This window comes from Glutamicibacter soli, assembly GCF_003309065.1.
GTDB classification, from domain to species: domain Bacteria; phylum Actinomycetota; class Actinomycetes; order Actinomycetales; family Micrococcaceae; genus Glutamicibacter; species Glutamicibacter soli.
In genome coordinates this window covers 651,063-663,425 of record NZ_POAF01000001.1, presented here as the reverse complement: position 1 = coordinate 663,425, position 12,363 = coordinate 651,063, and the positions used below count along the sequence as shown (strand labels likewise).

12 protein-coding genes are annotated in these 12,363 nt (G+C 66.4%); 8 read left to right on the top strand and 4 right to left on the bottom strand.

Going from position 1 to position 12,363, the window contains the following annotated elements:
- Positions 1 to 9 precede the first annotated feature (9 nt).
- The 7 genes from hemQ (at position 10) to C1H84_RS03055 (ending at position 7,963) form a co-directional block, all read left to right on the top strand.
- Complete coding sequence (gene hemQ, locus C1H84_RS03085) at positions 10 to 696, top strand: hydrogen peroxide-dependent heme synthase (RefSeq protein ID WP_047120809.1); 687 nt, start codon at positions 10 to 12, stop codon at positions 694 to 696.
- Positions 693 to 1,898 carry a ferrochelatase gene (locus C1H84_RS03080; protein WP_231735929.1) on the top strand — a complete coding sequence of 402 codons (1,206 nt, stop codon included), beginning with the start codon at positions 693 to 695 and terminating at the stop codon, positions 1,896 to 1,898. Before hemQ ends, C1H84_RS03080 begins: the two co-directional genes overlap by 4 nt.
- A complete protein-coding gene (gene hemC / locus C1H84_RS03075; protein ID WP_047119548.1) occupies positions 1,895 to 2,869 on the top strand; it encodes a hydroxymethylbilane synthase in 975 nt (324 codons plus the stop codon). Before C1H84_RS03080 ends, hemC begins: the two co-directional genes overlap by 4 nt.
- 7 nt (positions 2,870 to 2,876) lie before the next feature.
- Positions 2,877 to 3,668 carry a uroporphyrinogen-III synthase gene (locus C1H84_RS03070; RefSeq protein WP_053798442.1) on the top strand — a complete coding sequence of 264 codons (792 nt, stop codon included), beginning with the start codon at positions 2,877 to 2,879 and terminating at the stop codon, positions 3,666 to 3,668.
- 66 nt (positions 3,669 to 3,734) lie between these two features.
- Positions 3,735 to 4,718, top strand: coding sequence for a porphobilinogen synthase (gene hemB / locus C1H84_RS03065; RefSeq protein ID WP_047119546.1), 984 nt, complete (start codon positions 3,735 to 3,737; stop codon positions 4,716 to 4,718).
- Between the two features lie 5 nt (positions 4,719 to 4,723).
- Positions 4,724 to 6,031 (top strand): glutamate-1-semialdehyde 2,1-aminomutase, encoded by a 1,308-nt coding sequence (gene hemL, locus C1H84_RS03060; protein WP_053798441.1) that lies wholly within the window; start codon positions 4,724 to 4,726, stop codon positions 6,029 to 6,031.
- 390 nt (positions 6,032 to 6,421) lie between these two features.
- The gene (locus tag C1H84_RS03055; protein WP_113606490.1) at positions 6,422 to 7,963 is read left to right on the top strand and encodes an amino acid permease; all 1,542 of its coding nucleotides are present in this window, start codon (positions 6,422 to 6,424) and stop codon (positions 7,961 to 7,963) included.
- Positions 7,964 to 8,318: 355 nt separating this feature from the next.
- On the opposite strand, the gene C1H84_RS03050 is transcribed toward C1H84_RS03055, so the two are convergent.
- The 4 genes from C1H84_RS03050 to C1H84_RS03035 form a co-directional block, all read right to left on the bottom strand.
- Positions 8,319 to 9,173: a MetQ/NlpA family ABC transporter substrate-binding protein gene (locus C1H84_RS03050; protein WP_047119543.1), complete on the bottom strand. Its 855-nt coding sequence runs from the start codon at positions 9,171 to 9,173 to the stop codon at positions 8,319 to 8,321.
- 106 nt (positions 9,174 to 9,279) lie between these two features.
- Complete coding sequence (locus C1H84_RS03045; RefSeq protein ID WP_047119542.1) at positions 9,280 to 9,945, bottom strand: methionine ABC transporter permease; 666 nt, start codon at positions 9,943 to 9,945, stop codon at positions 9,280 to 9,282.
- Between the two features lie 4 nt (positions 9,946 to 9,949).
- Positions 9,950 to 10,942, bottom strand: coding sequence for a methionine ABC transporter ATP-binding protein (locus tag C1H84_RS03040; protein ID WP_053798438.1), 993 nt, complete (start codon positions 10,940 to 10,942; stop codon positions 9,950 to 9,952).
- Between the two features lie 258 nt (positions 10,943 to 11,200).
- Positions 11,201 to 11,884 carry a 3'-5' exonuclease gene (locus tag C1H84_RS03035; RefSeq protein WP_047119540.1) on the bottom strand — a complete coding sequence of 228 codons (684 nt, stop codon included), beginning with the start codon at positions 11,882 to 11,884 and terminating at the stop codon, positions 11,201 to 11,203.
- A gap of 87 nt (positions 11,885 to 11,971) precedes the next feature.
- On the opposite strand from C1H84_RS03035, the gene C1H84_RS03030 reads away from it, so the two are divergent.
- Positions 11,972 to 12,361, top strand: coding sequence for an MGMT family protein (locus C1H84_RS03030; RefSeq protein ID WP_047119539.1), 390 nt, complete (start codon positions 11,972 to 11,974; stop codon positions 12,359 to 12,361).
- Positions 12,362 to 12,363 lie beyond the last annotated feature (2 nt).

Below are 12,363 nucleotides of genomic sequence, written 5' to 3'. Positions count from 1 at the left end.
TCGCCCGTTATCCGCGAACGCGAAAACGCCGGGGAGAACCCGACCTTCTTCTACACCCTGTGGACCATCTTCAAGCGCTCGGACGCAGTCCAGCGCACCGACGCCGCGGCCGCCGAATTCGATGCGCTGACCGAGCAGCTGGCCGCCGAGGGAGCCGTCGTGCGCGGCATCTACGACGTCTCGGCCATGCGCGAAGACGCGGACATCATGATCTGGGTCCACGGCCCGTCCGCGGCGCTGCTGCAGGCCTCGATGCGCAAGATCCGCCGCTCGGCGCTGCTGGCCGGCACCGAGATCGTCTACTCCACCATGGCGGTGCACCGCGAGGCGGAGTTCGCCAAGGACCACTCGCCGGCCTTCGCCCGCGGCGTGGCGGCCAAGGAATGGATGACGGTCTACCCGTTTGTCCGCTCCACCGACTGGTACACCATGGACCCGGCGGTCCGCGGCAAGATGCTGCGCGACCACGGCATCCTGGGCCGCGAATTCCCTGACGTGCTGGCCAACACCGTGGCGGCCTTCGCATTCAGCGACTACGAGTGGCAGATCTGCCTGGAAGCCGACGACATGATCGACCTGGTCGACATGATGCGCCACCTGCGCTACACCGAGGCCCGCCACCACGTGCGCGAGGAAACCCCGTTCTACACCGGCCGCCGCATCTCGGCCGCCGAAGCCCTCGAGGTGCTCCAGTGAGCCAGTCTTTCGACCCGCGCACCGGCTACGACCGGAACGGGCGCATGATCCCGAAGGCCTATGACGCGGTGCTGCTCGCCTCCTTTGGCGGGCCAGAGGGACAGGACGACGTCATCCCGTTCCTGCGCAACGTCACCGGCGGGCGCGGCATCCCGGACGAGCGCCTGGAAGAGGTCGCGGTGCACTACCGCACCAACGGCGGCGTCTCGCCGATCAACGCGCAGAACCGCGCGCTGAAGGCCGCGCTGGAAGCCGAGTTCGCCGCCCGCGGCATCACCGTGCCGATCTACTGGGGCAACCGCAACTGGCACCCGTTCGTGAACGACACGTTGGAGCAGATCGCCGCCGACGGGCACCGCACCGTGCTGCTCATGGGCACCGGCGCCTACTCGGGCTACTCGGCCTGCCGCCAGTACCGCGAGGATTTGGGCATGGGCCTGCGCGCCACCGGGCTTGAAGGGGTGGTGGAAGTCGACAAGCTGCGCCAGTTCTTCGACACCCCGGCCTTTGTGCAGCCATTCATCCAGGAGCTTCCCGGCTCTCTGGCCTCGGTGCGCGAGCAGCTGGCCGCCGCCGGGAAACCGGAGGGGAAGATCAAGATCGTGTTCGTCACGCACTCGATCCCACTGAGCGATGCGAACGCCGCAGGTCCCGAAGCCATCCGGAGCACGCTGGACGAGAACCTGTACACCGCCCAGCACCGCGCAGTGGCCGAGCACATCCTGGCCAACGTGCCCGAGGCCGCCGGCCTGGAGCATTCCCTGGTCTACCAGTCCCGCTCCGGATCCCCGCACACCCCGTGGCTTGAACCGGATATCAACGACGCGCTGGAAGAGGACGCCGCAGCCGGCGTGGCGGGCGTGGTGGTGGTGCCGATCGGCTTCATCTCCGACCACATGGAGGTGCTCTGGGACCTGGACACCGAGGCCAAGGACACCTGCGCCGAACTGGGGCTGGCTTTCGCCCGCGTGCCCACCCCGGGCACGCACCGCGCCTTCGTCTCGGGCCTGGTAGACCTGGTCGAGGAGCGGCTGGCCGGCCCCGACGGCAAGCCGCTGCGCGAAGGGCGCCTGTCCGAAACCGCGCTGGGCCCCTGGTTCGACGTCTGCCGCCCTGGCTGCTGCGAAAAGCTTGCCATGGACGGCACCCTGCGCCCGACCATCGGCGCGGTGGATTCAGAGGTAGGAGTGCCGCAGCCATGACCCAGTCCTTCCGCGTAGGAACCCGGGGCAGCGCGCTGGCCACCACACAGACCGGATGGGCTGCCGACCAGCTGGCGCAGCTGTCCGGCCTTGAAGTCGACACCGTGCTGGTGAAGACCGAGGGCGATGTGGTGACCGGTTCGCTGGCCAACCTGGGCGGCACCGGGGTGTTCGCCGCCGCGCTGCGCCAGCACCTGCTGGACGGCGGCTGCGACCTGGCGGTGCACTCGCTCAAGGACCTGCCCACCGTGCAGCCCGAGGGCCTGGTGCTCGCCGCCATCCCGCCGCGCGAGGACGTGCGCGACGCGCTGTGCGGCCGCGACGGAATGACCCTCGACCAGCTGCCCGAAGGCGCGAAGATCGGCACCGGATCCCCGCGACGCGCCGCGCAGCTGCGCGCCTACCGCCAGGATCTGGTGATCGTGGACATCCGCGGCAACGTGCCCACCCGGCTCGGCCGGGTCAAGGGCGTGGGGGACACCCACGACGACGGCAGCGTGGGCCGGGCCACCCAGGGCGACCTGGATGCGGTGATCCTTGCCGCTGCCGGCATGCGCCGCCTGGGCCTGGAGCAGCACATCACCGAGTACCTGGATCCGTCCATCATGCTCCCGGCCCCCGGCCAGGGCGCGCTGGCGCTGGAGACCCGCACCGCGGGCACCGGCCATGCGGAACTGGACCAGGCGCTGGCCCGCTTCGATGACCTGCACACCCGTTTGCAGGTGGAAGCCGAACGCGCACTGCTCAACCAGCTGGAGGCCGGCTGCGCGGCGCCGATCGGCGCGCTGGCCAGCGTGCAGGACGGCGAGCTGGTGCTGGACGCCGTGGCCTGCAACCCCGACGGCTCCGAGGTCATGCGCCGCAGCGCCAAGGCCCCGCTGGCCGACGTCGCCGCCGCCCAGGCGCTGGGCCGCGGGCTGGCCAACGGCATGCTGGCCGACGGCGCGGCGGTCGTCGCAGGGCTGGCCTGACCGGCCCATGGTCTACCAGGCACTGATCCTGCGCGATGCGGCCCGCGCCGCGGCCACCGTGCGGGAATTCGAGAAGCTGGGCATCACCTCCTGGTGCTCCCGGCTGATCGACGCCATCTGGCCGCAGGACACCGCGTCGCTGACGTCCATGGCGGCGGCGCTGCGGGACGGATCCTACGACTGGCTGGTGCTCACCAGCGCCACCACCGTGGCGGTGCTGCGCGAGCTGCTGGACGGGCGGCCGTTGCCGCGATCCCTGAAGCTCGCGGTCGTCGGAGCGAAAACGGCCCAATCGGCCAGCGAACTGCTGGGCCTGGAGACCGATTTCCAGCCCGAGGTGCAGTCCGCCGCGGGCATGGCCGCGCAGTGGGCCCCGCCGGCCGGGGCGCGCATCTGCTACCCGCACGGGGATCTGGCCAGCAGCACGCTGGGCGATTTCCTGGCCGGACTGCCGGTGCAGGTGGACGAGGTCATCGCCTACCGCACCGTGGATGCCGGCACCCAGGGCCGCCCGGTGCCCGGCCCGCCCGCGCCGGAACACGTCACATGCCTTGATCCAGCGCTTATCGGTGCGAAACTGGAAGAACTGGATTTAGTGGTGTTCAGCGCCCCGAGCATCGTGCGGCGCTTCGCGGAGCTGGCCGGAGGCCGGTTGCCTGCGCGCGTCCACACGCTGGCCATCGGCCAGCCCACCGCCCGCGCGCTGGAAGCCGCAGGGCTGCCGGTGCACGGCACCGCGCAGGACCCCGGACCGGCCGGACTGGCCAGGGCAGCGCGCAGCGTGCTGGGAATCGGCTAGGCCGCGCCGGCGCACGACCGCGCAAGACTTTTCAAGAAGCAAGAGTAGAACTGGAGATACGAAGCCATGGGTTTCCCTCAGCATCGACCACGCCGCCTGCGGCAGAACCCGGCCATCCGCGCGCTGGTTGCCGAAAACGAGCTGTCCGCACGCCAGCTGATCCTGCCGGCGTTCGTGCGCGAGGGACTGAGCGAGCCCAACGAGATCACCTCGATGCCCGGCGTCTACCAGCACACCATGGACAGCCTCAAGGCCGCCGCGGCGGATGCGGTCAAGCTGGGCCTGGGCGGCATCATGCTCTTCGGCATTCCGGCCGAACGCGATGAGAACGGCTCGGCGGGCATCGACCCGCAGGGCATCCTGAACCGCGGCATCGCCGCGGTGCGCGCCGAGGTCGGCGACGACCTGGTGGTCATGTCCGACGTGTGCCTGGACGAGTTCACCTCGCACGGCCACTGCGGCGTGCTGGATGCCGACGGCGCCGTGGACAACGACGCCACCTTGGAGATCTACGGCCAGATGGCTGTCGCGCAGGCCCAGGCCGGCGCCCACATGCTCGGCCCGTCGGGCATGATGGACGGCCAGATCGGCGCGATCCGCGAGGCCCTGGACGCCGAAGGCCACCTGGACACCGCAATCCTCGCCTACAGCGCCAAGTACGCCAGCGCCTTCTACGGACCCTTCCGCGAAGCCGTGGACTCCCAGCTGAAGGGCGACCGCCGCACCTACCAGATGGACGCCGCCAACCGCCGCGAAGCCATCCTGGAAGCCGAGCTGGACATCGCCGAGGGCGCCGACATGATCATGGTCAAGCCGGCCATGAGCTACCTGGACATCGTGCGCGACGTGGCGGAGATTTCCCCGGTGCCGGTTTCCGCCTACCAGATTTCCGGCGAGTACTCGATGATCGAGGCCGCCAGCGCCAACGGCTGGATCGACCGCAGGGCCTCGGTGCTCGAATCCCTGCTGTCCATCAAGCGGGCAGGCGCCGAACAGATCCTCACATACTACGCAGCCGAAGTTGCCGGCTGGCTCAAGGAAGGTAAGTAAGACGCATGTCGAACTCTGAAAAGCTTTTTGCCGAGGCCCGCGAGGTCATGCCCGGCGGCGTGAACTCCCCGGTGCGCGCCTTCGGCTCGGTCGGCGGCATCCCGCCGTTCATGGTCGGCGCCAAGGGCGCCTACTTGACCGACGCGGACGGCAAGGAATACGTGGACCTGGTCTGCTCGTGGGGTCCGGCGCTGCTGGGCCACGCCCACCCGCAGATCCAGGCGGCAGTACACGCAGCGGTGGACCGCGGCCTGTCCTTCGGCGCCTCCACCCCGGACGAGGCGAAGCTCGGCCAGCTGATCAAGAACCGCATGGGCGGCGTGGAGCGCCTGCGCATGGTGTCCACCGGCACCGAGGCCACCATGACCGCCGTGCGCCTGGCCCGCGGCTTCACCGGCCGCGAACTGATCATCAAGTTCTCCGGCTGCTACCACGGCCACCTGGACGGCCTGCTGGCCGATGCCGGTTCGGGCGTCGCCACCCTGGCCCTGCCGGGATCCGCCGGCGTCACCGCCGCCACCGCCGCCGAAACCCTGGTGCTGCCGTACAACGACCGCGCCGCCGTTCAAGCCGCCTTCGCCGAGCACGGAAGCAACATCGCCGCGGTGATCACCGAATCCGCACCGTGCAACATGGGTGTGGTGACCCCGGAGGAGGGCTTCAACAAGTTCCTCAAGGACACCACCGCCCAGCACGGCGCCCTGCTGATCCTGGATGAGGTGCTCACCGGCTTCCGCGCCTCGGATGCCGGCTACTGGGGCCTGACCGGACGCGTGGAAGGCTGGAACGCCGACCTGTACACCTTCGGCAAGGTCATCGGCGGCGGCCTGCCGACCGCCGCCCTGGGCGGCCGCGCCGAGGTCATGGACTACCTGGCCCCGCTGGGCCCGGTCTACCAGGCCGGAACCCTGTCAGGCAACCCGGTGGCCATGGCCGCCGGCATCGCCCAGCTGGAGAACGCCACCGACGAGGTCTACGCGTTCCTGGCCAAGCAGTCCGCCGCCCTGCAGGACGCCATCACCTCGGCCTTCAACGCCGAGGGCCTGGACCACTCGATCCAGCGCGCCGGCACCCTGTTCTCGGTCGCCTTCGGCACCTCCGCCACCGGCGTGCACAACTACGCCGACGCCCAGAAGCAGGAAGCGTTCCGCTACGCGCCGTTCTTCCACTCCATGCTGGACTCGGGCGTCTACCTGCCGCCAAGCGTGTTCGAAGCCTGGTTCGTCTCCGCCGCGCACGACGACGCGGCGCTGGACAAGATCGTCTCGGCCTTGCCGGCAGCTGCCAAGGCCGCGGCGGCCGCCACGGCCTAGGTTATTCGTCCCGGCAACGGGCATCGCAGGCTCCCCGGACATCTGCCCGACACCATGTGTCGTGCCAATGGGCGGGGAGCCTGCTGCGTTAAATGTGGGTTTCGTCTTCCCAATCCGCGAGTCCTGAGTCACAGGGCTTTGCTCCAAGGCGCCGGGGCTTGACGCAGACCTGCCCGCCGGCGTTGAGTGCTCCGAGCGGCGTGGACCGCGAAATCGACCCACGTCAGCCCGGTTATTGTTGAACAATGTTCGGCGGCCTCACAACTCCCGGGCTGCTGAAGATGATGCCTTGTTGCGTTCTGATCTGGGAAAATGCGAAAAATGGCTCCCATGTTGCACAGCTAAGCTTGGGCGGTAAGTTTTTCGCATTTCATCTCACAAGGGATCAAAGTGAGCCTATTTCGTACCAAGCCAGTTGAGAGTTTCCTGGCGGACGCCGCAGGGCCCGGGCGTCAGCTGAAAAGGACCCTGAACACCTGGGATCTGATGATCATGGGTGTCGCAGTATCGGTAGGTGCGGGAATCTTTTCCGTGGGCGCGCGGGCGGCAGCCAACTTTGCCGGCCCCGCCGTCACGGTATCTTTTGTCATCGCCGCACTAACCTGTGCCATGGCGATCATGTGTTACGCGGAATTCGCGACGGCGATTCCCGTCGCAGGTTCCGCGTATGTCTTTTCCTACGCCACCATGGGCGAGTTCATTGCCTGGATCATCGGATGGAACCTGATCCTCGAACTGTTCACCGCGGCAGCGGTCATCGCCAAATATTGGGGTATCTACCTCACTGAAGTGTTCCAGTTCGCCGGGATCCATCTCTCTGCGACCATCGACCTGGGTCCCGTGACCATGAGCTGGGGGCCGTTGCTGATTGTTGCGCTGTTCACGGTGCTGCTCGTTTTGGGGACCAAGTTGTCGGCGACCGTGGGGAACGTGTTCACCGTCATCAAGATCGCCGTGGTGCTCTTCGTGATCGCCGCCGGGCTGTTCTACTTCAACGCGGACAACATCACCCCGTTTGTCCCCGAAGCAGTTCCGTCCGCCGGGAACGGCACCGCCGACGTGCTCCAGCAGTCGCTCTTCTCCTTTGCCACGGGAGCCGCACCGGCCCAGTATGGCGTGGCGGGAGTGCTGGCAGGCGCCGCCTTGGTCTTCTTCGCCTTCGTCGGCTTCGATGTCGTCGCCACCAGCGCCGAAGAGGTCAAGAACCCGAACAAGACGCTGCCGCGCGGCATCTTCGCGGGCCTTGCGCTCACCACCCTGCTCTACATCGGCGTGTCCTTCGCGCTGACCGGAATGGTCTCCTACAAGGATCTTGCAGCCGTCGAGAATCCGACCTTGGCCACGGCCTTCGCAGCGGTAGGCAACGACGGCGCGGCCTCCATCATCGCCGTCGGCTCGCTCATCGGGTTGACCACCGTGGTGATGGTGCTGCTGATGGGCCTGACGCGTGTGGTGCTCGCCATCAGCCGCGACGGGCTGCTGCCGCATTCGCTGTCCAAGGTCAGCGCCAAGCGCGGCACCCCGGTGCGCATCACGGTCGTCTGCGGCATCCTGGTGGCCCTGGCCGCTGGCTTCACGCGCGTGGATGTGCTTGAAGAGATGATCAACATCGGTACGCTGTCCGCCTTCGTGATGGTCAGCCTGGGTATCCTGGTGCTGCGCCGCAAGCGCCCGGACCTGAAGCCCGCGTTCCGTGTTCCCTTTGGCCCGGTGATCCCGATCGTTTCGGCTTTGCTGTGCACCTACCTGATGCTCAACTTGGCCATTGAAACCTGGATGTATTTTGTCGTGTGGCTGGTCATTGGCGTGGTCATCTACTTCGCCTACGGCCGAGGCCATTCGAGGCTGAACGATGAGGACGTCGCCGAGAACACTGCCTCCGCCGAGGGTGGGCCAGAACTCGAAGACAGTTCGGCGGCATCAGCCCGGTAGCCGTGTAACCCGCTGGCCGTGCCGCTGGTATTGCCCGACCCCTCGCAGTTGTGAAAGCACCGATGCATTCCGCCGTCCCTGTGATCCAGGCGAGGAGGAATGCATCGGTGTTTTGTGTTGGTGCGCTGGCATCCGTGAGGAGCCTCTGGGCGCCTGTGCCTTTTGGTGTTCGCTTCGTGGCCCAGTCACGGAGGTGCCCGGGGGAGCGCGGCCGCGGTGCCGTCACCGACTGCGAGGGGGCTGGTCTGGCGGGCTGGGAATCAGCGGATGCAAAATAAGAACGGCCGCCCATCCGGTTCAATGACGTGAGTCGCTGAGGATGGGCGGCCGTGCAATTCATACGGTGCCGTGGAGACTAGAAGGCCGGGATGACGCTTCCGTCGGTCCAGGTGTCCTTGATGTAGGTGCGGACCTCGTCCGAGTGCAGCAGCTCTTCGAGCTTTGCGATGGCCGGGGTCTCTTCGCCTTCACGCCAGGTCAGGAAGTTGGCGTTCGGGTTGTTCTCGCCGGATTCCTGGGCCAGAATTTCGTCCTTGTTCAGCTTGGCCTGGACGATGAAGTTGCCGTTGATCACGGCGATGTCGACCGAGTTGTCCTTGGTGTAGTACTGCGGAACCTGCTCGGCGCTTACCTCGTCGAGCTTCAGGCCCTTGGGATTCTTGGCCTTGTCGTCCTGCACGGTCAGCACCGAGTCGGTGTCTTCCAGACCGGCCAGCAGGCCTGCGGACTCCAGCACGCGCATGCCGCGCAGCTGGTTGACCGGGTCGTTGTTCAGCACCACGCTGGCGCCCTCGGTAACGTCTTCCGGCTTGTCGAACTTCTTCGAGAAGACGGTCATCGGCTCCACGTGGATGCCGGCGCCGTGGGCGAACTTATAGCCCTTCTCGGCAACCTCGGTGGCCAGGTACTTCTCGGTCTGGAAGTAGTTGGCGTCCAGCGACTTATCGTCCAGGGAAGTGTTCGGGGTGACGTAGTCGTCGATTTCCACGACATCTAGGTCGATGCCTGCGTCCTTGGCCAGGTTCTCGTCGATGTAGGTCAGGATCTGGGCCTGCGGAACCGGGCTGGCACCGACCTTGAGGACTACCGGGTTCGCCGGATCCAGCGGCTGTGCCGAGGCGTCGGCGGCGGGTGCATCGCTGCCGCCGCAGGCGGAGAGGGCGAAGATTGCTGCGACACCGGTCAGTGCAAGAGCGAGCTTTTTGCGCATTGCGTGTTTCCTTAGTTTGACGTGCCGGGAACGGCGTGTGCGAGTGATTTTTGCCCGGAGAAGCCGCTGGCTTCCGGGCGTCCGTCGGATGGACCGATGGACGTTTCTAGCGGTGGTCGACCTTGCGGGCGATCACATCGCCGATGATCTGGACAACCTGCACCATGACCACGATGATGATGATCGTCATGAGCATGATCTCAGGGTTGTAGCGGGTATAGCCGTAGGTGTAGGCCATGCGGCCCAAGCCACCGCCGCCGACCAGACCGGCCATGGCCGAGTAGCCGATCAGCGTGACCACTGTCGTGGTGACGGCCGCGACGATGCCGGGCATCGCTTCGGGCACCATGACCTTGCGGATGACCTGCATCTTGGTGGAGCCCATGACCAGGGCGGCGTCGACCTTGCCGGAGGAGACGTCGCGCAGGGCGGTCTCGACCAGGCGGGCGAAGAACGGGATGGTGCCGATGGTCAACGAGACCGAGGCCGCGATGGGGCCCAGCGAGGTTCCCACGACAATGACCGCGAACGGAATCAGCGCCACCATCAGGATGGCGAACGGGATCGAGCGGGTGATATTCACGATGATCCCGGAGAGCACGACGTTCAGCCAGCGCACGGGCATCAGCCCGCCCTTGCCGGTGACGTGCAGCAGGATGCCGAGCAGCAGGCCGATGACCACGGTGACGACGCCGGAAATGAGCACCATCTCGATGGTTTCCCAGGTCGCGGTCAGCATGGCCTTCTGGACGGTAGGGGTGAGGAAATCCATGGGCTTACTTGGTTCCCTTCACGGTGACGGCAATGCCGTTCGACTTCAGATAATTGGTGATCGCCTCGACGTCCGCATCGACCGGCAGCTGGATGCGCAGGTGCGCGTACTGCTGGTCGCTGAGCTGTTCAACCGAACCGGCCAGGACGTTGACGTCGATGTTGAAGGTGCGGGAAACCGCTGAAATGACCGGCTCGGTGGCCTGGTCTCCGGTGTACAGGAGGTCGAGGATCGTGCCGGCGCCGGCCGAACGCGGCGCGTCCCCTGGCAGCGGCAGCAGCGTGTGGGCCAGGCGGCCCTCGGCGTTGGTGATCACCGAGGCGATATCGCCGTGCTCGACAATGAAGCCGCCCTCAAGCAGCGACACCGAATCGCAGGCCTGCTTCACGACGTGCATCTCATGGGTGATGATCAGCACCGTGATGTTCAGGCGGTCGCGCAGCTTCTTGACCAGTTCCAGGATCTCGTCGGTGGTCTTCGGATCCAGGGCGCTGGTGGGCTCGTCGCACAGCAGGACATCCGGATCGGTGGCCAGGGCGCGGGCGATGCCCACACGCTGGCGCTGGCCGCCGGAGAGCTGCGACGGATAAGCCTTGGCGAACTTGGCCAGGCCCACAAGTTCCAGCAGCTCGGCGACCTTGGCGGCGATCTCCTTCTTGGGAGTGCCGGTCAGCTCCAGCGGGTAGCCGACGTTCTGCTCGGTGGTGCGGGAATCGAAGAGGTTAGCGTGCTGGAAAACCATGCCGATCCGGCGGCGCGCATCGCGCAGCTCGTCCGCGCTGACGTTGGTCAGCTCCTTGCCGTTTACCGACACGGTTCCGGAAGTAGGCTGGTCGAGCAAGGTCAGGCAGCGGACGAGGGTGGATTTACCAGCTCCGGAATGTCCGACGATGCCATGAATTTTCCCGGTAGGGACTTCAAGGCTGACCCCGCCCAGGGCGACAACGTCGTTGCTTCCCTGGCGGTAGACCTTGCGCAGGTCACGAACTGTGATCACTAGGCGTGTTCCTTCAGATTCTCAAAGGGTGTAGAGAGTACCCTCCATTCAACCACTATCGAACAAAATCGCCCGAATAACCCCCTGCATTGGGTCATCGTACTTAATATCCGGCATTCAGCGACCCAGCGTCGAATATACTTCGCGCGATGGCCGTGATAAATGAACGAATGCCCTGTTTCGCAGCGTGCCCAGCGAGCCCGAGCTCACTGTGAAGTGCATTACCTTGCCGTCGCAACTCGGCCGCGGCAGGGCGTATTAATCGTCCTTGATGGGCCATGCGCCGTCGACAAGCGCCTCGGGCTTGGTCTTGCGCAGGTAGGTTTGGAAGCTTTCGGCCTGTTCGCGCGCCCAGCCGATCTGCCAGCCGTGGAGCACCTGCGGGTCGACCTGGAGCTGCGGGTATTTCTCCGCGATCGCCCTGGCCACCGCCACGCAGGCGACGGCGTCGGCGAATGAGGTGTGCGCGTTTTCCAGCACCACGCCGTAATGCTCGCAGGCGGCGCCCAGAGTCCGCTTGCCTTTGCGCCATTTGTCGACCTGCTTGTCGATGATGAACGGATCGATCACGTTGCCGGGAATGAACGGCGGCATGTTGTAGCGCAGCGCCTCGGCATGCAGGACGGAGAAATCGTAGGCGGCATTGAAGGCGATCAGCGGAGCCTGCTCGGAGGCGAAGGCGAGCAGGCCCAGGATCTCGCGTACCGCCTGCGCCGCCGGAATGCCTTCGGCACGGGCCTTCTCGGTAGAGATTCCGTGCACGGCGGTGGCCGCCTCGGGGATCTCGATCCCCGGATCAACCAGCCACTCGCGTTGGTTGACGATATTCTCCTGCGCATCGAGCAGCACCACCGAGGCGGTGACGATGCGCGCGGTGGCGGTGTCAACGCCGGTAGTTTCCAAGTCAAAGCCTACGGCGAGGCCGTTCTGCCATTCAGTCATGGTTCAACGCTACAGCCCGGCGCGGACATGTCGGGTCTTGGACGCACCGGATGTGGAGCACGCCGGACGGCTTGGCACAATGGAGTCATGACCCCAGCCGAGCGCGAAGAATCACTGGCCTACCCCGATGCCGTCCACGAACTGGCCCAGCTGGTCCCGCGCGGTGCGGTCCTGAGCTACGGGGACGTGGCCGAGCTGCTGGGCAGCGGCTCCGCCCGGCAGGCGGGCAAGGCCATGGGGGCCGCCCCGGAGGGCACGCCGTGGTGGCGGATCCTGCGCTCCGACGGAACGATCACCGGGGCGCTGATGGCCGAAGCCTCCGGGCACTGGGCCGCAGAGGAGCTCGCGTCTCCCGGCCGGCGGATCGACATGAACCGCAAACGGTGGAAACCCGACCCCGCCCAGTGGGAGCGCATCGACGCGCTGCGCGCGGCGCTGGGCAACCCGAAAATGTCCGAGGCGGATGATCAACTATGAGT